The 21,835-nt window shown below is 52.8% G+C and carries 22 protein-coding genes and 1 pseudogene; 16 read left to right on the plus strand and 7 right to left on the minus strand.

Annotated features, from left to right (window positions below):
• Window positions 1-182 precede the first annotated feature (182 nt).
• Window positions 183-1,157, plus strand: a complete 975-nt coding sequence (locus tag F3J29_RS10490) for a DUF4917 family protein (protein WP_166865941.1) — start codon at window positions 183-185, stop codon at window positions 1,155-1,157.
• 4 nt (window positions 1,158-1,161) lie between these two features.
• Here F3J29_RS10490 and F3J29_RS10495 read toward each other — a convergent pair.
• A pseudogene (locus tag F3J29_RS10495) lies at window positions 1,162-1,610 on the minus strand (phage virion morphogenesis protein).
• A 283-nt stretch (window positions 1,611-1,893) separates the two neighbouring features.
• On the opposite strand from F3J29_RS10495, the gene F3J29_RS10500 reads away from it, so the two are divergent.
• Complete coding sequence (locus F3J29_RS10500; protein ID WP_166865942.1) at window positions 1,894-2,163, plus strand: hypothetical protein; 270 nt, start codon at window positions 1,894-1,896, stop codon at window positions 2,161-2,163.
• 188 nt (window positions 2,164-2,351) lie between these two features.
• Here F3J29_RS10500 and F3J29_RS10505 read toward each other — a convergent pair whose 3' ends face one another.
• Entirely contained in the window at window positions 2,352-2,912 is a 561-nt protein-coding gene (locus F3J29_RS10505) for a TetR/AcrR family transcriptional regulator (protein ID WP_166865944.1), read from the minus strand.
• 110 nt (window positions 2,913-3,022) lie between these two features.
• Between F3J29_RS10505 and F3J29_RS10510 the strand changes: the two genes are divergently transcribed.
• Genes F3J29_RS10510 through F3J29_RS10520 form a run of 3 tightly spaced genes read left to right on the plus strand, consistent with a single transcriptional unit; the run spans window position 3,023 to window position 5,511 of the window.
• A complete protein-coding gene (locus F3J29_RS10510) occupies window positions 3,023-4,228 on the plus strand; it encodes an MFS transporter (protein WP_166865945.1) in 1,206 nt (401 codons plus the stop codon).
• An 11-nt stretch (window positions 4,229-4,239) separates the two neighbouring features.
• Window positions 4,240-5,052, plus strand: coding sequence for a Cof-type HAD-IIB family hydrolase (locus F3J29_RS10515; protein ID WP_166865947.1), 813 nt, complete (start codon window positions 4,240-4,242; stop codon window positions 5,050-5,052).
• 18 nt (window positions 5,053-5,070) lie between these two features.
• Window positions 5,071-5,511: an acetyltransferase gene (locus tag F3J29_RS10520; protein WP_166865948.1), complete on the plus strand. Its 441-nt coding sequence runs from the start codon at window positions 5,071-5,073 to the stop codon at window positions 5,509-5,511.
• A gap of 72 nt (window positions 5,512-5,583) precedes the next feature.
• Here the strand turns inward: F3J29_RS10520 and F3J29_RS10525 are convergent, their stop codons facing one another.
• The 3 genes from F3J29_RS10525 to mntR form a co-directional block, all read right to left on the minus strand.
• Entirely contained in the window at window positions 5,584-6,627 is a 1,044-nt protein-coding gene (locus tag F3J29_RS10525) for an aldo/keto reductase (protein ID WP_166865950.1), read from the minus strand.
• A 123-nt stretch (window positions 6,628-6,750) separates the two neighbouring features.
• A complete protein-coding gene (locus F3J29_RS10530) occupies window positions 6,751-7,863 on the minus strand; it encodes an SLC13 family permease (protein WP_166865951.1) in 1,113 nt (370 codons plus the stop codon).
• 2 nt (window positions 7,864-7,865) lie between these two features.
• Window positions 7,866-8,333 (minus strand): manganese-binding transcriptional regulator MntR, encoded by a 468-nt coding sequence (gene mntR / locus F3J29_RS10535; protein ID WP_008461034.1) that lies wholly within the window; start codon window positions 8,331-8,333, stop codon window positions 7,866-7,868.
• Window positions 8,334-8,523: 190 nt separating this feature from the next.
• Here mntR and mntS point away from each other — a divergent pair, with 190 nt between their 5' ends.
• On the plus strand, window positions 8,524-8,652 hold the full coding sequence (gene mntS / locus F3J29_RS10540; RefSeq protein ID WP_008461033.1) for a manganase accumulation protein MntS: 129 nt from the start codon (window positions 8,524-8,526) through the stop codon (window positions 8,650-8,652).
• A 321-nt stretch (window positions 8,653-8,973) separates the two neighbouring features.
• Complete coding sequence (locus tag F3J29_RS10545; RefSeq protein WP_166865953.1) at window positions 8,974-10,557, plus strand: phosphoethanolamine transferase; 1,584 nt, start codon at window positions 8,974-8,976, stop codon at window positions 10,555-10,557.
• Between the two features lie 71 nt (window positions 10,558-10,628).
• Here the strand turns inward: F3J29_RS10545 and ompX are convergent, their stop codons facing one another.
• Window positions 10,629-11,138, minus strand: a complete 510-nt coding sequence (ompX, locus tag F3J29_RS10550) for an outer membrane protein OmpX (RefSeq protein WP_039301427.1) — start codon at window positions 11,136-11,138, stop codon at window positions 10,629-10,631.
• Window positions 11,139-11,508: 370 nt separating this feature from the next.
• On the opposite strand from ompX, the gene rhtA reads away from it, so the two are divergent.
• The 6 genes from rhtA (at window position 11,509) to ybiO (ending at window position 18,207) form a co-directional block, all read left to right on the plus strand.
• Window positions 11,509-12,396, plus strand: a complete 888-nt coding sequence (gene rhtA / locus F3J29_RS10555) for a threonine/homoserine exporter RhtA (RefSeq protein WP_166865955.1) — start codon at window positions 11,509-11,511, stop codon at window positions 12,394-12,396.
• A 309-nt stretch (window positions 12,397-12,705) separates the two neighbouring features.
• Window positions 12,706-13,209 (plus strand): DNA starvation/stationary phase protection protein Dps, encoded by a 504-nt coding sequence (gene dps / locus F3J29_RS10560; protein ID WP_166865957.1) that lies wholly within the window; start codon window positions 12,706-12,708, stop codon window positions 13,207-13,209.
• Window positions 13,210-13,571: 362 nt separating this feature from the next.
• Window positions 13,572-14,318 (plus strand): glutamine ABC transporter substrate-binding protein GlnH, encoded by a 747-nt coding sequence (gene glnH / locus F3J29_RS10565; protein WP_008461028.1) that lies wholly within the window; start codon window positions 13,572-13,574, stop codon window positions 14,316-14,318.
• A gap of 127 nt (window positions 14,319-14,445) precedes the next feature.
• Entirely contained in the window at window positions 14,446-15,105 is a 660-nt protein-coding gene (gene glnP / locus F3J29_RS10570; RefSeq protein ID WP_008461026.1) for a glutamine ABC transporter permease GlnP, read from the plus strand.
• Complete coding sequence (glnQ, locus tag F3J29_RS10575) at window positions 15,102-15,824, plus strand: glutamine ABC transporter ATP-binding protein GlnQ (RefSeq protein WP_008461025.1); 723 nt, start codon at window positions 15,102-15,104, stop codon at window positions 15,822-15,824. The genes glnP and glnQ overlap by 4 nt, the downstream gene beginning before the upstream one ends.
• A gap of 127 nt (window positions 15,825-15,951) precedes the next feature.
• On the plus strand, window positions 15,952-18,207 hold the full coding sequence (gene ybiO / locus F3J29_RS10580; RefSeq protein WP_166865959.1) for a mechanosensitive channel protein: 2,256 nt from the start codon (window positions 15,952-15,954) through the stop codon (window positions 18,205-18,207).
• Here ybiO and rlmF read toward each other — a convergent pair whose 3' ends face one another.
• Window positions 18,208-19,149, minus strand: coding sequence for a 23S rRNA (adenine(1618)-N(6))-methyltransferase RlmF (rlmF, locus tag F3J29_RS10585; RefSeq protein WP_166865961.1), 942 nt, complete (start codon window positions 19,147-19,149; stop codon window positions 18,208-18,210).
• Between the two features lie 102 nt (window positions 19,150-19,251).
• Between rlmF and F3J29_RS10590 the strand changes: the two genes are divergently transcribed.
• From F3J29_RS10590 to celB, 3 genes are all read left to right on the plus strand, one after another.
• Window positions 19,252-19,878 carry a flavin reductase family protein gene (locus F3J29_RS10590; RefSeq protein ID WP_166865962.1) on the plus strand — a complete coding sequence of 209 codons (627 nt, stop codon included), beginning with the start codon at window positions 19,252-19,254 and terminating at the stop codon, window positions 19,876-19,878.
• A 194-nt stretch (window positions 19,879-20,072) separates the two neighbouring features.
• A complete protein-coding gene (gene mcbA, locus F3J29_RS10595; RefSeq protein WP_045783337.1) occupies window positions 20,073-20,330 on the plus strand; it encodes a DUF1471 family periplasmic protein McbA in 258 nt (85 codons plus the stop codon).
• Between the two features lie 193 nt (window positions 20,331-20,523).
• Window positions 20,524-21,831 carry a PTS cellobiose transporter subunit IIC gene (gene celB / locus F3J29_RS10600; protein ID WP_166865964.1) on the plus strand — a complete coding sequence of 436 codons (1,308 nt, stop codon included), beginning with the start codon at window positions 20,524-20,526 and terminating at the stop codon, window positions 21,829-21,831.
• Window positions 21,832-21,835 lie beyond the last annotated feature (4 nt).

Below are 21,835 nucleotides of genomic sequence, written 5' to 3' on the forward strand. Positions count from 1 at the left end.
TCCAAGCCAGCTTAGCCCCTGTAAGTTTTGCGAAAATGGCAGCGGCGATAGCATTAATTTAGGTTTGTATTCATTTTTTGAAGAATACATTATTAGGATTTTGTGATATAGATTATTTGGTTGTGTGGTTTCCCACACAAAAAACTAAGTGAAATTTTTCATTCTTTTAAAAAGGACTAAAAGTGCTTACTTTTGACAATGCCTATAATCACGCAGTGGAAACAGGTAAACCCCATCTGCTAATGGGAAATGGATTTTCACAGGCTTGGGACGCTACAATTTTCCACTATAGCAACCTCTATAATTCAGCAAATTTTGGGTATAGAGATGCAATCATAAGAAGAATTTTTGATAGTGTTAGCACATATGACTTTGAAGTCGCAATGCAGCAACTAAGTCATGCTAAAAACATATTAACAATATACGGTTCTCAAGCAGCTATCATTAATCAAATTGAAGCTGATCAGGATTCGGTAAAAAATGCACTTATAGATGTCGTCTCACAAACACACCCTTCATATCCTTATGAAATTCCAAATGCAAATTATATAAACTCAAGATTATTTATTAGTAAATTCAAGAACCTTTTTACTTTAAACTATGATCTATTAATGTATTGGGCAAGAAACCAAAACCTTTTAGCCCCAGTAAATTACGACACAGACGATGGGTTTAGATGGCCTCAAACATGGAGTTTTGATATACCGTCACAAAATGTATTTTTTTTACATGGTGGATTGCATATTTATGAAGAACAAGGAGCAATAAAAAAACATGTTTACGATCCTTATGGTGCAACGATCATTGATCAAGTGAGACATAATTTAAATAATGGTAACTTCCCATTATTTGTATCAGAACCCACTGCTGACAAAAAAGAACAAAAAATACAATCCAACCCATACCTTAGCTATTGTAGTCGTAGGCTTAGTAAGTTAGAGGGGACTTTATTTATTCATGGCCACTCTATGGATGAAACTGATAAACATATATTTGATAAAATAAAATCATCAAATGTGACAAAGGTTTATGTAAGCATTTTTGGGAATCCAAATGCACAGTTAAACAAGGATGCCATGCATAATGCCTTGAAGTATATTGGAAGCCATAATATATCAGTTGAATTCTATGACGCATCTTCTGTGGTAGTTTGGTAATTTTCTATTTGAGAGATAGCTGCTTTAAAATAGTGCCATAAAGCAGCTTGTCTGTTTTTTCACTTATTCCTAACAACTGTCTAGAGCATACATAACTAAAGGTCCATTTTTACGTACTCTGTCATGTAGTCCGTAATGATGCGCGCGGGCTATGCGTTGCACTTTGGCATCTAATCCAACCTCAGCAGTATCAGAAGTTGTGCGAGTTTTTATATACCGCGCAGTGCGCAGCTTGCGAAACATTTGAGCTTTTACCCGACCTTGCTTCACTCTACCGCTGGCTTTGCGGGGCTCAAACCCACTACCGTCTGGGTTTTTCTGCATCCGGATGTTTTGCTGCTGTTGCTGGCGTAGCTTTGTGGTCACATCACGCATTAGTTTGCGGCGTTCTGCTGGATTGATTCTTTCCAGCAACGCATTAAGCCAGTCTTCAACCTGATGAATATTATCCATGGTTTATCAGCCAGTAATTGTCCTGCCATTCCGGGCAGTCTTGCGCTGCAAGCGCTTCTACCGTAGCAACTCTGCAATTAACGCTTACAATCACCAGCTCAGTCAGATTCAATGTCGCAGGTCGCATTGTAAGTATCCCACCAGGCACCCGATTACCTGGAAACAGCCCTGCGCTTTAATCCCTTGGCAACCATGGGTCAACCATCCTTAGATTCAGCTCACGTGCGCGCCTGACATTCGCGGAGTATCATTAGGACGGTCTTGATTATCAGGGAGATTGATTATGAATGAGTTACAGAAACAGGGGCTGGAGCTACGTACTAAAGCAAAAGAACTGGCTCTCGCTGCTTTGGCAAAACACCCGGATGGACACATTAATGGTAAGGGAGTGAAACAAGCAGAAGTATTTCGTCTCTGTGGTCTGGACTGGGGAGATTACCCTAAAGCCCCAAGTACACAGCAACAATACTGGGTAGTAGCCCTTCTCCGCGAACTTGAGTCAGAGGGAACGGTGGAGCAAGTCGAGGAGAAAGGCCCCTGGCGTTTAAAGTAAGTCACGATGAGCCAAGTGGCGACAAAATGGCGGCAGCGGTTGGCATTGCCCCGTAATCGCCACTCCTTACCACTAACCTAACTTATTGATAATACTGCAAACCATTGTTTTCACTAACCCATTTACATAAATGGGTTTTTATTTTTTAAGGCTTCAATAACAAACGCTTACCAGCCCCTCTACTCGCTTTATTTTGCATCCCCTGCCCCTACAATCCTGCGCACCATCACCCGCATATCGTCCCGGCCCATCGGCTCGCGATCGGTGACATAGTGCAGCGTCATGCCTTCCAGGAATGCATCCAGCGCTCGGGCGGTGAGCGGGTCGAAAAACGGCTCCAGCGCCTGCTGGCTGCGAATCATCCACTCCTGCATGATGTCTTTTAGCTGCGGATTACAGCTGGCATAAGCGTAAAGCTGGTACATCACCTGCATGTTATACGGCGTGGCCACACAGCCGCCGCAAATCATATCGACAATCGCTTCGCAGGCCTCATCGCGATTGGTGGCCTGCTGCATACGCTCGCGGTAGCTGTCCGACATCTGGTGGGCGAACAGGGTAAACGCTTCGCAAAGCAGCGACTCAATCCCGGCAAAATAGTAGGTCATTGACCCCAGCGAAACGCCAGCCTCAGCGGCAATTTTGCGGTGCGTGATATCGCTGATGCCGTGCTTGACCACCATATCCAGCGTTGCCTGCAAAATGCGCGAGCGGCGTTCGGGGTCATTGCGACGCGGGGCTTTGCTCATCTTTACCTACCTGAATTTAGAGTATGAGAAAGAGTCTATACCGGGATGTGTACAAATGTACACAAGCTTGCTAGTCTGCTCCCCTGTTTCTCTTTCACTGGTTGTTGTTCATGTCTGTTTCGCAGAGAAAAGCCCTACAGCTCCGTACCTGGGCGTTATTCACCTTCTTCTTCCTTCCGGGCCTGGTGATGGCATCCTGGGCCACACGCACGCCCGCCATCCGCGATACGCTCAGCGTCTCAACGGCCGGAATGGGCATCGTATTATTTGGTCTGTCGATAGGGTCGATGGGCGGTATTCTCTGTTCCGGCTGGCTGGTGAAACGCTTTGGCACCCGCACCATTATTCGCAGCGGCATGACGCTGATGGTCGCCGGAATGTTAATGATGAGCTTCGCGCTGTACCTGGCTTCCCCGGTGCTGTTTGCCTTCGGCCTGGCGCTGCTCGGCAGCGGTATGGGGTCATCAGAAGTGGCGATGAACGTTGAAGGGGCCATTATCGAGAGCCTGATGAAGAAAACGGTGCTGCCGATGATGCACGGCTTCTTTAGCCTGGGCACGCTCGTTGGCGCCGGGATTGGCCTGACGTTAACCGCGTGGAACGTCGTGTCCTGGGGGCACCTGCTGCTGATAGGCCTGCTGACCATTGCGCCAATTGCCATCGCGCTTATCGCCGTGCCGCACGGCGTGGGCAAAGATAACCCGGAGAAAACCGAAACACACGAGCCGCACCGCCCGTTTTATAAAGATATTCAGCTGCTGCTGATTGGTTTTGTCGTGCTGGCGATGGCCTTTGCCGAAGGCTCAGCCAACGACTGGCTGCCGCTGCTGATGGTGGACGGGCACGGCTTTAGCCCGACCTCCGGGTCGCTTATCTACGTGGGCTTTACCCTCGGCATGACGGTCGGGCGCTTCACCGGCGGCTGGTTTATCGACCGCTACAGCCGCGTTATTGTGGTCCGCGCCTGCGCGATTATGGGCATTATTGGCATCGGCACCATTGTGTTTGTCGACAACGCCTTCCTTGCGGGCGTGTCGGTGATTTTGTGGGGGCTGGGCACCTCTTTAGGCTTCCCGCTGACCATTTCAGCGGCGGGCGATACCGGCCCCGATCCGGCCAGTCGCGTCAGCGTCGTCGCCGCTTCGGGCTATGTCGCCTTTTTAGTCGGCCCGCCGCTGCTGGGCTTCCTCGGCGAGCATTACGGGCTGCGTCAGGCCATGTTAGTCGTGCTGACGTTGATGGTGATTGCGGCCCTGGTCGCCCGCGCGGTGGCTAAACCGGGGCAATCTTCCGGGCAGACTTTAGAAACTGAATAATGGAGAGTTCAATGAGCATCAAACTGATTGCAGTAGACATGGACGGCACTTTTCTTAATGACGATAAAACCTACAATCGCGAACGCTTTGCCGCGCAATATCAGCAAATGAAGGAGCAACGCATTCGCTTTGTGGTGGCCAGCGGGAACCAGTATTTCCAGCTGATCTCCTTCTTCCCGGAGATTGCCCACGAGATCTCTTTTGTCGCCGATAACGGCGGCTGGGTGGTCAGCGAAGGCGAAGACCTGTTCAACGGCGAGCTGACCAGACAAGAGTTCAACACCGTGGTCGATCACCTGCTGACCCTGCCGCACGTGGAGATCATCGCCTGCGGCAAGCGCAACGGTTACACCCTCAACGGCTATGACGACGATTTTAAAGCGCTGGCGGCGAAGTACTATCACCGCCTTGAACACGTAGAAAACTTCTCCGGCCTTGACGACGTGTTCTTCAAATTTGCCCTGAACCTGCCGGACAGCCAGCTCGATGAAACCATGGCCGCTCTGGGCGCAGAGCTGGAAGGCATTATGGTGCCGGTCACCAGCGGGCACGGCTCTATCGACCTGATTATTCCGGGGATTCATAAGGCTAACGGCCTGCGGATCCTGCAGGACAAATGGGGTATCCAGGACAGCGAAGTGGTGACCTTTGGCGACGGCGGCAACGACATCGAGATGCTGACCCAGGCCCGGTACGGGTTTGCCATGGCTAACGCCCCGGACAAAATCAAACGCATTGCCAGCTACCAGGCCGGACACTGCAATCAACAAGGCGTTTTGGATGTGATCGACAAGATCCTGAAGAAAGAAGCGCCGTTTAACTAACGATCTCTGAGAACAAGAATGTTAACGATAAGACAAGCGACCCCGTCAGATTTTGATACCCTGGCGGAAATCTGGGAAACGTCCGTGCGCGCCACGCATGATTTTTTACCTGAGGAAAATATCAGGGCGCTGAAGCCGCAGGTCCGCGAACTTTATATGCCGCAGATCCCGATGCTGCTGGCAGCCAGCGACACCGGCGAGCCGCTTGGCTTTATCGGCTGTCACGAAAATCGGATTGAAATGCTGTTTGTGTCGCCTGAAAGCCGTGGCACGGGCGTGGGCAAGCAGCTTCTGCAGTATGCCATTGAACATTTGCAGGTCGATGAGGTGGATGTGAATGAGCAAAACCCGCAGGGCGTGGGCTTTTATCTTCATATGGGGTTCGCACAAACCGGGCGCTCTGAACTCGACGGCGAAGGGAATCCCTTCCCTTTGCTGCATTTGAAGCTGAAACGATAGTTTTATCGCATCGCTTGTTTTCCCTCTCTCCCTCCGGGAGAGGGCCGGGGTGAGGGCTAGATTATTCCCGATTTATGACTGATTCTTCAGCTGTTCCCGGCGATATTCGCCCTGCCGTTCGAGCATCCAGCCCGGATATTCGCGCGGCAGCTCGCTCACCGCATTCAGCCTTGCAAGTTCATCCGCGCTCAACTGAACGCCCGTCGCGGCAATATTGTCATCGAGCTGCTCAACGCGTTTCGCGCCAATGATGATCGTCGTCACCGCCTGCTGATGCAGTAGCCACGCCAGCGCAATTTGCGCCACAGAAACGCCTTTGGCGTCGGCGATGTGACGCATCACATCCACGCAATCAAACGCGCGATCCTTGTTTACCGGCGGGAAGTCAAACTCCAGCCGGCGGCTTCCGGTTTCGGCTTTCCCGTCGCGATCGTACTTGCCGCTGAGCAGGCCCCCCGCGAGCGGGCTCCACACCATCAGACCGACGCCTTCGCTTTGCATCATCGGCACCAGCTCTCGCTCCAGATCGCGTCCGGCAAGGGTGTAATAAGCCTGCAGAGAGGCAAAGCGTGCCAGCCCCAGACGTTCGGAGATCCCCAGCGCCTTCATGATTTGCCAGGCCGCCCAGTTAGAAACGCCGATGTAGCGTACCAGCCCCTGCTGCACCATCGAGTCCAGCGCCCGCAGCGTTTCCTCTATCGGCGTTGCAGGGTCAAAACCGTGCAGCTGGTACAGGTCGATATAGTCGAGCTGCAGCCGCTGTAGGCTCTCTTTAACGCTATTCAGCAGATGAAAACGCGATGAACCGCGGGAGTTGGGCCCGGCGGAGCCGGTTTCGCCGAACGCTTTGGTGGCCACCACCACATTCTCACGCGGCACATTCAGGTTTTTCAGCGCCTGGCCGGTGATAATTTCCGAACGCCCGCCGGAGTAAACATTGGCGGTATCAATAAAGTTAATCCCGGCCTCCAGCGCGCGTCCAACCAGCTTGTCGGCATCATTTTGCGCGAGCTGGCCTATTTTTCCCCAGATTCCATCTTCACCACCGAAGGTCATGGTACCCAGGCAAAGTTCTGAAACAAACAGGCCGGTGTTACCCAATTTTTTATAACGCATAGCGGTACCTCATGTTCAGGATTTCAGGAAGGAAGAGTGCGGACTGCCAGTTATACGCGTCGCGCGCGATTCTGGAATGGGGGATTTCTGCTCATTCCTTGCCTGTTTCTGCCTGAGCTGACGCTAACGCAAAAGCAATAATAAGCCGTAGCCGACCAGCGCGGCCCAAAGAAGCATCGGGAGAGAATAGAGATGGAAGCGCCACCAAATGCGGCGGTCGTTCGCCATACGCAGGGCAATAAGATTAGCCAGTGAACCCGGCAACAGGCCAAAGCCGCCGATATTAACCGCGAAGGCCAGCAGCAGCGAAGCAGGCACATAGTTCAGCAGCAAAATAGTGGCAGGCACATTGCTGATAAACTGAGAAAGTAGAATGCCCAGGCTAAATAACCCGCCAGAAGAGAGCTGAGTCACATCCTGAAGCGAGTGCTGCAACGCTGGCAGCTGGGTGATGAGGTGCACATCAATGAACATCACTACAAACACCAGCAGCAGACTCCAGTCGATACTGAGCAGCACTTTGCGCACCAGCCCCAGGAACCCAAGCGCAATCAGCCCCAGCCCCCAAAGCTCAAGCTTTAGCTCCAGCGCCAGAATAAAGACGATATAAAACGCCAGACAGCACCAGACCAGCTTAGGCTGCCACCTGGTTTCGCTGACGTCGCCGTCGTAGTGCAGCGGCTTTGGCCTAAAGCACAGCCATGCCAGTACCAGCAGGCTGGCGGTCATGGCCAGCGCCAGGGGCATCATTTGCCAGGTAAATGCGCCGAAAGAGAGCCCGGAATGCCCCCACAGCAAGATGTTCTGCGGGTTACCTATGGGCGTAAGCAAAGAGCCGGCATTCACCGCCAGCGCCTCAAAGATAATCAGTTTGCTTGCCGGTACGGAACAGAGTTTTTTTAGCGTGATGGTCAGGGGAACGATGATAAACAGCGCGACATCGTTAGTGAGAAAAGTCGACAGCGCCGCCGCCGCGGCAACCATAAACAGCGCCAGCTGCCGCTCGCTGGCAAATCGCGCTACCATCTTGCGGCCCAGCACATCGAAATACCCGCTCAGCTCCACGCCTTTGGTCAACATCATCAGCCCGGCCAGCGTAATAATGGTATGCCAGTCGATAGCTGCGGGCCACAAAGCCGGGCGGAACGGCGCCGCCAGGCTCAGGGCGACGCCGATTAACAACAATAAATGCAGGAATCGATCGCGCAGGAACGGCTGCGCAAGACGCAGCAGCATGTTTAACCGATGCCCCGCTCTGCGCTGAATTTGCGGAAAGCCTCCAGCGTCTCTTCGCTGACGTGGTGTTCCACACCTTCGGCATCAATACGCGCGGTCTCCGGGCTGATGCCCAGCGCGAGGAAGAAATTTTCAACAATCTGGTGCCGTTCCCGGCTCTGCTGCGCCAGTTTTTCACCTTCCGGCGTTAAAAAGACGCCGCGCCATGGGATCTGCTCGATCAGCCCAACGGACGCCAGGCGTTTTAGCATTTTGGCAACCGTCGGCTGGGAAACTCCCAGACGAGCCGCCATATCTACCTGGCGAACTTCACCCACTTCATGAATCAAATCTGAAATCAGCTCAACATAATCATCAATTAACTCGCGGCGGTGCGCCTCGCGAACCTGCCTGAAGCCCTCAACATGCTCTTCAATATTCGGTAATGGCGTCACTTTTTCGCTGTTCTTTTGCCCTGCCCGACGGCTCATAGTGCTTCCTCTTCCAGTGGCGCGGCGTCGTCATCTGACGACGGAAGGCTTTATTGTAAACCAGCATTGCTCATCCACAAAAAATTAACGAAATAGCCGTGGCTATAAAATATAGCCTGTGCTATACCTGTATGTAATGCAGTCAGGCTCGTTTATGGAAAAACGGTCGTACGGCTAACAGGAGGACGCTATGAATGAATTTAAGAGGTGCATCAACGTGTTTACACAATCTCCCTTCCAGGTACGCTTAATGCTGCTGAACATGATTTGTGATTGGGTTGCCGGTAAACCCCAGCAGAAAGAAGAAAAACAACAATAATGCCAGGCCCCGCCGCCTGGCGATTTTGTTTAGCGTTCAGCGCCAGCGATCATTCTTTTGTCACAATTCCCCTGCAGAATCCCCGTTAATGGCTAATCTGGCCGAGCTTTAACCCCATCATTTATCGGATTTGCAATCAGCTTCGCAAAACCTCGCTCTGTTATCAGTTGATATTCTTATCTTACGGCTCTATCTTCTTGCAGCCCTGCACATGAAGCGGCTCGCAGATGCGGTGCAATTCCCCTTCGTTTCCGTCTGTCAGGCAGGCTCTGCCCTTATCGCCAGGGTCACCGCATGGCGTTTTGCAAGACCATAATAAAGATGAATGTAACGGTTAAAGATACCCTGACTGCGCGCGGAATCGCGCTGAATCCCTGGGCTGGTTTCTATTTTCTGCAGTCTCTACTGATAAACTTCGCGCTGGGCTATGCCTTCAGCCTGCTTTACGCCATTGCCTTTAGCTGCGTCCTTATGCTGCTGTGGCGCACCGCTCCCAGCGTCCAGAAAGCCCTGCTTGGACTTTGCAGCCTTGTGGCAGCAATGTACTTCCCGTTCGGCCAGGCCTACGGATCCCCCAACTTCAATACCTTGCTGGCATTGCACTCCACCAATTTTGAAGAATCCACGGAAATCATGACCATCTTCCCGTGGTACAGCTATGTGGTTTCTCTCTTTATTCTTGCCCTTGGCGTAATAGCACTGCGCCGTAAACGTGAAGAAAAGCGCCCCTGGGGTCATTTCGATAGCTTATGCCTGGCCGTCAGCGTGGTCTGTTTTTTTGTCACGCCGGTGACCAACCTCGCCTACGGCGGCGTGTTTAAATTTAAAGATACCGGCTACCCGGTAGTGCGCTTTGTGAAAGACGTTGTGGTCAACAACCATGAGGTCGTCGAAGAACAGGCCCGTATGAAGGCGCTTTCACAGCAGAAAGATTCCTGGAACGTGCTGTCGGTGCAGCCTAAATACCATACCTATGTCGTGGTAATTGGTGAGAGCGCCCGCCGTGATGCGCTGGGTGCCTTTGGCGGCCACTGGGACAACACTCCCTTTGCAAGCCAGGTAAAAGGCAGCCTGTTTATGGACTACGTCTCCGCCAGTGGCTCAACGCAAAAGTCGCTTGGGCTGACGCTGAACCGCGTCGTGGATGGTAAACCTCAATACCAGGACAATTTTGTTACCCTGGCGAACCGCGCAGGCTTCCAGACCTGGTGGTTCTCAAATCAGGGGCAAATCGGCGAATACGATACCGCCATCGCCAGCATTGCTAAACGCGCAGACGAAGTACAGTTCCTGAAAAATGGGGATTTTGAGGCCGATAAAAATACCCGCGATGAAGCCCTGCTAAAAATGACGGCTCAGGTTTTTGCTACTCAGCGCAATACGCCGCAGCTGATTGTGCTGCATTTGATGGGTTCGCACCCGCAGGCCTGCGATCGTACCCAGGGGAAATACAAAGATTTTGTGCAGTCTAAAGAAACATCCTGCTATATCTACAGCATGACGCAAACCGACGACTTGCTAAAACAGCTTTATCTGCAGCTACAAAACACCGGGAACACCTTCTCAATGGTCTATTTTTCCGACCACGGGCTCGCCTTTAAAGAACGTGGAACCGACGTGCAATATCTGGCGCACGACGACAAGTTCCAGCAGAATTTCCAGGTGCCGTTTATGGTGTTGTCGAGCGATGACACCACTCATCGGCTGATCAAAGCACGTCGCAGCGCCAATGATTTTCTCAATTTCTTCTCTGCGTGGACGGGGATCAAGGCCAAAGAACTTACGCCGAAGTACAAGTTTATTTCCGAGCAAAAGGCCGGGCCAATCTGGATAACCAATTTCAACCTGAAGAAAGTGGACTATACTCATCTGCAGACGGATATGTTTGAGACCAGGACACGTTAACTTTTGCCGGTTTAGCGATAAAAAAAATCCGCCACTTGGGCGGATTTTTTATTTCTATCCCGGAAGGGATATTAGAAACGGTAGCCTACGCCAGCGATCCAGGTACCCACGTCAACGCTACGAATACGGCTCTGCTCGTAGGAGAAGTCCAGAGCAACGTTTTCGATTGGGTTGAACTGCAGGCCAGCACCGTAGGAGAAGCCGTAGTCGCTAACGGAATCGTGAGCGGCAGGGAATTCGGTAGCCTGGAATTTACCGTAGCCAACACCCACTACACCGTAGATGCTTGCCCAGTCGTTGATGCGGTAAGCAGGACCAGCGGTGATGCCGTAGTACTGACCTTTGGTGTACACGCCGTCAGAAGTGTCGCTTTTCTGGGTGTAGGTAAAGGAACCGATGTAGCCCAGCGGGGTATCATTTTCGTAACGGTATTTCAGGTTGAAACCGCCAGCTTTGTTAGCGACGCCCTGCATATCGCTCTGAGCATAGCCACCGGTTACGGTGCTGGTTGCTGCAGATGCGGTACCTACGGAGACGGCCAGAACACAGGCCAGAGCTGAAAGACATGCAATTTTTTTCATAATATCCACCTCAAATGTGCTTCAAGTAAGTCCTAAGTTTTAAATATAACAAAACCATGACAGAAACTCTTCGCCAATTGTGTTGTCTAACGATCTTTTTCCTGTAACATAACATTTCCACTACATGCTAAATCACTAAAAAAAAAGGGAAATACCGCTTCGCGAGGCAAATTTTAATCCCTTTAACAACATCGTCATTCAGATAATTCTGGAATTCTTTTTGACACAAACTGACAAAAGTCCGCCGATCGTACTCCACGTCATGAGAATTTTTCTTAATGAAAGTTCAACCGGCCATAACTTAATCCTTTAGACTGGGCAGACTTTTATTTTCTTGACCAAACATAAACAAATACTGACAAGGTGCAGGATGCCGCAAACCTCCCGTAATATGCCGCGCTGGCTGCCGATCGTGGTTTTACTTATCGCCATGACCTCGATTCAAAGCGGCGCATCGCTGGCGAAATCATTATTCCCGCTAATCGGCCCCCAGGGCGTTACTGCGTTGCGCCTGTTTTTAGGCACGCTCATTCTCGCGGTGATTTTTAAACCCTGGCGCCTGCGTTTTAAGCCTGAGCAACGCCTGCCTTTATTGTTTTATGGCCTGGCGCTGGGGAGCATGAACTATCTCTTTTATGTCTCTCTGCGCACCGTGCCGCTCGGCATTGCGGTAGCGTTAGAATTTACCGGGCCGCTCGCCGTGGCGCTTTTTGCCTCACGCCGGGCGGTGGACTTTATTTGGGTCGTGCTGGCGGTGGCCGGGCTGTGGTTCCTGCTTCCCCTGGGTCAGGACATCTCCCACGTAGATCTGGCCGGCGCGGCCTGCGCCCTGGGCGCCGGTGCCTGCTGGGCTATCTACATTATTGCCGGGCAAAAGGCAGGGGCAGAGCACGGCCCGGCCACGGTCGCGTTTGGTTCTCTGATTGCGGCCATTATCTTTGTGCCGCTGGGCGCCTGGGAAGCCACCAGCTCGCTGCTGCAGTGGTCACTGCTGCCCGTCGGCCTGGCGATTGCCGTGCTTTCTACAGCGCTGCCTTACTCGCTGGAGATGATTGCATTAACCCGTCTTCCTACCCGCACCTTTGGCACGCTAATGAGCCTCGAGCCTGGCCTTGCGGCGCTGTCGGGTATGCTGTTCCTCGGGGAGCATCTGACTCTGGTGCAATGGCTGGCACTGCTCTCGATTATTGCGGCATCGGTGGGCTCAACGCTGACCATGAAACGCGAAGCACAGATAAAAAACGTCGAAATAAATTAATCTTTCTCCCTGCATTTAATGCGGTGACAATTGCCGCATTAGATGATCTACCCTTGATCAAGCACTTATATTCCTGTCAACTGTAATACTCAATAAGAATTATTTTCTTTTCGCCGTCATATTTATTAATGATTTTTGACATAAATTAAGAACTCTCAATAACCATCTGTTAAATAACAAATTAATCTTTTCCATTTTTCTCTTACTATCAGTTCGATAGGTATTATCCTCACCAGCAAACTAAAAAAGCGGTGCTATACTTATTCCCGGTAATTCATTGGGACACCAACATCAAGAGGATGAAAGATTATGAGCACCGCTAAACTGGTAAAAACTAAATCTACAAACCTGCTATATACCCGCAATGATGTGAAAGACAGCGAGAAAAAAGCCACCATCGAGCTGCTGAATCGCCAGGTCGTCCAGTTCATCGACTTGTCGCTGATTACCAAACAGGCTCACTGGAATATGCGCGGCGCTAATTTTATTGCCGTACACGAAATGCTGGACGGCTTCCGTACGGCGCTGACCGAGCACCTGGACACCATGGCAGAACGTGCCGTGCAGCTTGGCGGCGTGGCGCTGGGCACCACTCAGGTGATCAACAGCAAAACCCCGCTGAAAAGCTATCCACTGGACATTCACACCGTTCAGGAACACCTGAAAGAGCTGGCCGATCGCTATGCCATCGTGGCGAACGATGTGCGTAAAGCCATTGGTGAAGCAACAGACGAAGATACCGCAGATATTTTCACCGCCGCTTCCCGCGATCTGGACAAATTCCTGTGGTTCATTGAGTCCAATATCGAATAACCAGAGCATTTTCCTATGGCTCCTCCTCCGCCCGGGGGCGGAGCCTGCACCAAAACAGCGCAGACCATCGATTAATTCATAGCCCAACGTTAATCAAATGTAATAATCACCTCACACAATCGTTAACGAATGATTGTTTTGTCCACTGATTTCGCGGTAAAACTAACCTCTGCCCTGCCGGTCCATTTCGCGCACCAAAATGGTGCACCATAACGGTGCGTTATGACCCGCTTGCAACGCTTAATGTGCAATGTTAAATAACCACATCCTTGCAAAAACAGTAAGTTGCAAATTTGGCACGATTCTTTCATGAGTCGCCGCTGACGCAGGGGATCGCCCCGTGGATTAACAAAGGAAATGCTATGAAGTCGATTTTGAAAGTTTCACTGGCTGCACTTACCCTGGCTTTCGCTGTATCTTCCCATGCCGCTGATAAAAAACTGGTTGTTGCAACCGACACCGCGTTCGTTCCTTTCGAATTTAAACAAGGCGACCAGTATGTCGGCTTTGACGTGGATCTGTGGGCGGCTATCGCCAAAGAACTGAAGCTGGACTACACCCTGAAGCCAATGGATTTCAGCGGCATCATCCCTGCCCTGCAGACCAAAAACGTTGACCTGGCGCTGGCCGGGATCACCATCACCCCTGAGCGCGAAAAAGCGATCGACTTCTCCGACGGCTACTACAAAAGCGGCCTGCTGGTGATGGTCAAAGCCAATAACAACGACATCAAAAGCGTGAAAGATCTGGACGGTAAAGTGGTCGCGGTTAAAGGCGGCACCGGCTCCGTTGATTACGCAAAAGCTAACATCAAAACCAAAGACCTGCGTCAGTTCCCGAACATCGATAACGCCTACATGGAACTGGGCACCAACCGCGCTGACGCGGTTCTGCACGACACGCCAAACATCCTGTACTTCATCAAAACCGCCGGCAACGGTCAGTTCAAAGCGGTAGGTGAGTCTCTGGAAGCTCAGCAGTACGGTATCGCCCTGCCTAAAGGTAGCGACGAACTGCGCACCAAAATCAACGGCGCGCTGAAAACCCTGAAAGAGAACGGCACGTACAACGAAATCTACAAAAAATGGTTCGGTACCGAGCCTAAATAATAATTCTAAGTATGAGTAAGACCTGAGGGGCGCCTTTCGCCCCTCTTATTATTAAACGCCTCTCACGCTGCAAGGCTCCGGCCTGAAGCCCGAAGAGGTGAACCACGGTAGACAACAGGAACACATCATGCAGTTTGACTGGAGCGCCATTTGGCCTGCAATTCCCATCTTGTTTGAAGGCGCTAAGATGACCCTATGGATTTCCATCCTGGGTCTTTGCGGCGGTTTAGTAATTGGTTTAGTGGCGGGCTTTGCTCGTACCTACGGCGGCTGGATTGCCAACCACGTAGCGCTTGTTTTCATCGAAGTGATTCGCGGCACGCCAATTGTGGTGCAGGTGATGTTTATCTACTTCGCCCTGCCGATGGCCTTTACCGATCTGCGTATCGATCCGTTCAGCGCGGCAGTCGTCACCATCATGATCAACTCCGGGGCCTACATCGCAGAAATCACCCGCGGTGCGGTGCTCTCTATCCATAAAGGCTTCCAGGAAGCGGGCCTTGCGCTTGGGCTGTCAAAACGTGAAACCATCCGTCACGTAATTATGCCGCTGGCGCTGCGCCGTATGCTGCCCCCGCTGGGTAACCAGTGGATCATCAGCATTAAAGACACTTCGCTGTTCATCGTTATCGGTGTAGCAGAGCTGACTCGTCAGGGTCAGGAAATTATCGCCGGTAACTTCCGCGCGCTGGAGATTTGGAGCGCCGTTGCGGTCTTCTATCTGATTATTACCCTGGTGCTGAGCTTCGTGCTGCGTCGCCTTGAAAGAAGGATGAAAATCCTGTGATTGAATTTAAAAACGTCTCTAAGCACTTTGGCCAAACCCAGGTGCTGCACAATATTGACCTGAACATCAAACAGGGTGAAGTGGTGGTGATTATCGGGCCAAGCGGCTCCGGCAAATCGACCCTGCTGCGCTGCATCAACAAGCTGGAAGAGATCACCAGCGGCGACCTGATTGTTGACGGCCTGAAAGTGAACGATCCGAAGGTAGACGATCGTCTGATCCGTCAGGAAGCCGGCATGGTGTTCCAGCAGTTCTATCTGTTCCCGCACCTGACGGCGCTGGAAAACGTCGCCTTCGGTCCGATTCGCGTCCGCGGCATGAAAAAAGACGCGGCTGAGAAGCTGGCGAAAGAGCTGCTGGCGAAGGTTGGCCTGGCGGAACGCGCGCATCATTATCCGTCAGAACTTTCTGGTGGCCAGCAGCAGCGTGTGGCCATCGCCCGTGCCCTTGCCGTTAAGCCGAAGATGATGCTGTTTGATGAGCCAACCTCGGCTCTCGACCCGGAACTGCGTCATGAAGTGCTGAAAGTTATGCAGGATCTGGCCGAAGAAGGCATGACCATGGTAATCGTTACCCACGAAGTCGGCTTTGCCGCGAAAGTGGCTTCCCGCCTGATCTTTATCGACAAAGGTCGCGTGGCGGAAGACGGTAACCCGCAAGAACTTATCGACAATCCGCCGAGCCCGCGCCTGCGCGAGTTCCTGCAGCACGTCGCATAACGCCTGACTCAGGGCGGCAAATTCCAGCCGCCCTGATTTTTCTGGAATCATCCCGCTTTTCTCCTCGCCAAAATCTCAGCCACTATACTTACTCCTTTGTCAGATTTTCTCAGTCCGGAGGAGCGCTGTGCGATGGATCCTGATATTACTGTTTAGCCTGATGAGCCTGCCCGGCCATGCAGTCACCTTACCCGCTGCCGCCGTTGCCGCCTCGACATCCCAGGGCAGCGCCGCACAAACAGAACCCGGCGTAGAAGAAAAGAAAAAAGCGTACTCGGCGCTCGCCGACGTGCTGGACAACCCAAAGTCCCGGAGTGAACTCATCGAGCAGCTTCGCAAAGTCGCCGCTGACGGCACCTCACACACCATGCCGGTTATTGCCCCCCCGGATACGCTCACTGAAGACAAAACCGTGCTCGAAAACGTCACCGACGTCAGCCGCCGCTATGGGGGAGAACTTACGCAGCGTTTTGAGCTGCTCCAGCAAAATATCGCCAGCGCACCGAGGAAAGCCTTTAACCAGCAGACTTTCTTCAATGCGCTGAGCCACTTCGCGATGCTCGCCAGCGCCGTTTTTGTGTTCTATTTCTTGCTTCGCGCCGGCGTCAGGCCGCTGTGGGCCAAAATGGGCGACTGGGGACGAAGAAAAAACCGCGATCATACCAACTGGCTTCACCTGCCGGTGACTATCCTCGGCGCCTTTGCGGTGGACATCCTGCTGCTGGCGTTAACGCTATTCGTCGGGCAGCTCCTGAGTGACAAAATGAACGCAGGCAACGCCACTATCGCGCGCCAGCAGGGGCTATTTCTTAATGCCTTTGGGCTTATCGAGTTCTTCAAGGCCGTTCTGCGCCTCATTTTCAGCCCGCGCTTCCCGGCACTACGCCCCTTCCCCATCGGCGACCAGGGCGCCCGCTACTGGAGTATTCGCCTTTCCTGGCTAAGTACCATCATCGGCTATGGGTTATTGGTGGTGGTGCCGATTCTCGCCAATCAGGTCAACGCCCAGATCAGCGCCATGGTTAACGTGGTGGTCATGCTACTGATTACCGTCTGGGCGCTATATCTGATTTTTCACAACAAACGCGCCATCCAGCAAAGCCTGATTCACCTGGCAGATCGCTCAATGAGCTTCTTTAGCCTGTTTATTCGTGCTTTTGCGCTCATCTGGCACTGGCTCGCCTGTCTCTATTTTGTGGTGCTGTTTTTCCTTTCGCTTTTCGATCCGGGCAACAGCCTGAAATTTATGATGGGCGCCTCACTGCACAGCCTGACCATCATCGGCGTGGCGGCGTTTATCTCCGGCATGCTTTCGCGCTGGATAGCAAAAACCATCACCCTTTCTCCACAGGTGCAGCGCAATTACCCCGAGCTGCAAAAGCGTCTTAATGGCTGGATCTCCGTCTCGCTGAAGCTGGCACGTATTCTTACCGTTTGCGTCGCAGTCATGCTGCTGCTGGACGCCTGGGGGCTTTTCGATGTCTGGCAATGGCTCACTGAGGGTGCCGGAGAAAAAACCGTCGATATACTGATCCGCATTGTACTGATCCTTTTCTTCTCGGCGGTAGGCTGGACGCTGCTGGCAAGCCTGATCGAAAACCGCCTTGCGTCGGATATCCACGGCCGCCCGATGCCAAGCGCGCGAGCCCGCACGCTGCTAACGCTGTTCCGTAACGCGCTGGCCGTGGTGATCAGCACCATCACCATCATGATCTTGCTTTCTGAAATCGGCGTGAACATCGCACCTCTGCTGGCCGGAGCGGGGGCGCTGGGGCTAGCGATAAGCTTTGGTTCGCAAACCCTGGTGAAGGATATTATTACCGGGATATTCATTCAGTTTGAAAATGGGATGAATACCGGCGACTACGTCACCATCGGCGCGATTACAGGCACAGTCGAGAAAATGTCGATTCGTTCGGTGGGCGTACGCCAGGATACGGGGGCTTACCATATTATTCCGTGGTCATCGATAACGACCTTCGCCAACTTTGTCCGCGGGATTGGCTCTTTCGTCGCGAACTACGACGTCGACAGGCAGGAGGACGTGGACAACGCTAACCGGGTACTGAAAGAAGCCGTGGACGCGCTGATGGGCCAGGAAGATATTCGTCTGCTGGTCATTGGCGAGCCGTTGTTCTCAGGCATTGTGGGGCTGACGAACCAGGCCTTCACAGTACGCGTGACCTTTACCACCCTGCCGCTAAAACAGTGGACGGTGCGCTACGCGCTCGACGGAATGGTCAAAAAACACTTTGATGAAGCGGGCATCAGGCCCCCGGTGCAAACCGTGCAGGTCATGCAGCCGGGTGCCGATGCAGCACAGGCGCTACAGGCCACAGAGGCGGCGGCCGGCGCGCTGCCGCCCACCAGCCCAGCCAACTAATTACTTCCCGCGGGTTTTCGCCCAGCGTGCGCGCTGGGCATCATCCATAAAGCTCCAGGCAATAAAACGGCTCTGTTTTTGCCCCTGCGCCATCTCTTTTTTCACCACTTTCACCACGCCGTTTTCCTGCATCACGCGGTACAGCGCAGGCAGATTTTCACCTTTTGAAACCAGCGACGTGAACCACAGCACCTGGCGGCCAAACGCTTTACTTTCTTTGATCATCTGACTGACGAAGGCCACTTCGCCCCCCTCACACCACAGCTCCTGCTCGCGACCACCAAAATTCAGCGCGGCCCCTGCATCCTGGCCAAGATTGCGACGCTTACGCTCGCTGCCGCTGCGTGCCGCCTCGACTGAATCGTGGAATGGCGGATTACATAGCGTGGCATCATAGGTTTCATTTTTGTGGATGATGCCGTCCAGAATGCAGCCAGCATTTTTCTGGCGACGGAGACGGATCATACGGCTGAGCCCAGGATTGCCGTCTACAATTTGCTGCGCGCTGCGAAACGCATCGCCGTCCAGCTCAGAGCCGGTAAAGCGCCAGCCGTATTCGTGCTGCCCAATGAGCGGATAAATGCAGTTCGCGCCGACGCCGATATCCAGGACGGAGGCCTGGGCAGGCACAACGCCGCCGTTACCTTCCGCCAGCAGATCGGCCAGATGGTGAATATAGTCCGCGCGCCCCGGCACAGGCGGGCAAAGGAACCCGTCGGGGATATCCCACTGCTTAACCTGATAAAAATGCGCCAACAGCGCCTGGTTCAGCGCCTTCACCGCCAGCGGGTTTGCGAAATCAACGGTCGTGTCTCCGTGCGGCCCTGGGCGCAAAAACTCGGCCAGCGACGGGCTGCTCGCGGTTAATGCGGCAAAGTCATAGCGGCTGCGGTGACGGTTGCGCGGATGCAAACCAGGTTTAGTGTCGGCAGGGGTTTTCATTGGGGGCTTCTCCTTGTGTGGCCGCGTAAGATACTCTGCTCTCCGCGTCGGGTAAATACATCGCTGACGATTTGACCTTTCCAACATGAATTCAGGTGCGTAATGAGTAAAAAACGTTATTACTACGAGCCCTCGGAAGGCCACGATTTACCACACGATCCGCTGAACGCCATTGTCGGGCCACGCCCCATCGGCTGGATTTCGTCCTGCAACCTGCAGGGCCAGCGCAACCTCGCGCCGTACAGCTTTTTTAACTGCTTTAACTATCGTCCACCGATCATTGGTTTTTCCAGCACCGGCTGGAAAGACAGCGTGCAGAACATTCTCGACACCAAAGAATTTGTCTGGAACCTGGCCACGCGCCCGCTGGCCGAACAGATGAATGAAACCTCCGTCACGCTCCCCAGAGGAGAAGACGAGTTCCTGCGTGCGGGCCTGACCCCGACTGCCGGCACGAAGGTCAGCGCCAGCCTGGTGGCTGAAAGCCCGGTCAATTTTGAATGCCGTCTGTCGCAATGTATTCGCCTGACCTCTGCCGACGGCGACGAGCTGAACAGCTGGCTGGTGCTGGGGGAAGTGGTTGCCGTACACATCGATGAGCACTTGCTTATCGACGGCATCTACCAGACCGCGCTGGCGCAACCCGTGCTGCGAGCCGGGGGGCCAACCGCTTATTACACGGTAGATGAGTCGCAGCGTTTTGACCTGGTTCGCCCCGACGCGCGTTAATCCGATAAAACACTCATAAAATCAGCCGAACTGGTTGTGGCTTTTTTTGTCAGCATTTGGTCAAGTTTTATCGTTCAAAAAACACGCACAAGTCCATCAGTTTTTTGCGCCATCGCCTGCCCAAAGGGGAACTAGACTGTAATTGTCAGACAACAAAAAGGGGTTTTGCTCTCAACGCTCAAGAGGATGTAAAGATGAAAAAACTGCTGTATTTCTCTGCGGTTATCTCTCTTGCTGCACTGCCTTTTGCCTCCATGGCAGCCCAGGAAATGAGTAACGCAAACGTCGGACAGATGCAACCTTTTGGTACCGTCACCGCTAAAGCGTCTAACCTTGACGACCTCCAGGCTAAACTGGCTGAAAAAGCGAAAGAACAGGGTGCAACCGGCTTCGTGATTAATTCCGCCGGCGGTGATAACCGCCTGTACGGCACCGCCACTATCTACAAATAGCCCTCATTCTTTCACCCACATCATGCCCTGCTTTGCGGGGCATTTTTATTGCGCCTTCGCCCAAAACAACTTAAGCAATCATATGATACTTATATGGCTCATCTGTGAATTAACTCACTTTATTAGCGTTGAACAAACACTAAGGTAGGGGCACGCAAGAATTGTCTCTTGTGATTACTTACGGAGCGGTAAAATGAAAAACCTGATGGCCGCATTAGAAGCCCGGCTGATGCCCCTGGCTGCCAAAATGGCGCAGCAGCGCCACCTCGGCGCCATTCGCGACGCCTATATCTCGTTCATGCCGTTTATTATCGTTGGTTCCATTCTGCTGGTCATCTCGTCCTTCCCAAGCACCCATTATCAGCAGTTTATGGCTTCCGTTTTTGGTGAAGGGTGGTCCGCCACCGTTGAGATCCCGTTTAACGCCATCTTTTCTACCATGGCGGTGTTTATCAGTTTTCTGGTGGCCTACCGGCTGGCAGAACGCTATGACATCGACAGAATGTCTTCAGGCATTTTGTCTCTCTCCTGCTTTTTGATCCTCACGCCTTTTGCGAAGCATCCGGACGTCGGCAATCTGATCCCGATGGAGTGGCTGGGCTCGAAGGGGCTGTTTGTGGCGATGTTAGGCGCGCTGGCGAGCACGGAGCTTTTTGCCTGGATGCTGCGCCAGAACTGGGTGATAAAAATGCCGGATGGCGTCCCTCCGGCGGTGCAGAAATCCTTTGCGGCGCTCATCCCTTCGCTGCTGATTCTGATTGTGGCACTGGCGGTTCGCGTCCTGTTCGCCAAAACCGACTACCACACCATTCATCAATTCGTATATGACGTTCTGGCGACGCCTATTCGCCATTTCGGCACCTCTTATATTGGCGCGCTGTTCACCTGCTTCAGCATTACCAGCCTGTGGTCGGTGGGCATTAACTCCGGCTCGATGGTCAACGGCATCCTTCGCCCCTTCTGGATGGAAAACCAAATGGATAATCTGGCCGCCACGCAGGCCGGAATGCCGCCCCCGCACGTAGTAACGGAGCAGTTTTACGACATGATCTGGATGGGCGGTGCGGGCGCCACATTGTCTCTGGTGATTGCTATGCTGCTATTCGCCCGCAGCCAGCACATCAAAAACGTTTCGCGCCTGGCCGCTGGCTCCTCCATTTTCAATATTAACGAGCCGGTGCTGTTTGGCCTGCCGGTCATCATGAACCCCGTCATGCTGATCCCGTTCAACCTTGTGCCGCTGGTGCTGGTCACCGTGCAGTACATCGCGATGTCCATTGGTATGGTCGCCACGACCACAGGAGTGTATATCCCCTGGACGCTGCCGCCGGTATTAAGCGGATTTATCGTCACCGGCCACCTGAGCGGCGCGGTAATCCAGCTCATTAACCTATGTATAGGGGCGCTGATTTATCTGCCGTTCCTGAAAGTGGTCGACCGGCAATATCGGGCCAATGAATCACCGGCTCAAGTGACTGAACGTAAACCCGCCACGGAGTAGTTAA

The sequence above is a fragment of the Enterobacter sp. Cy-643 genome, from assembly GCF_011752815.1.
Taxonomy (GTDB): domain Bacteria; phylum Pseudomonadota; class Gammaproteobacteria; order Enterobacterales; family Enterobacteriaceae; genus Cedecea.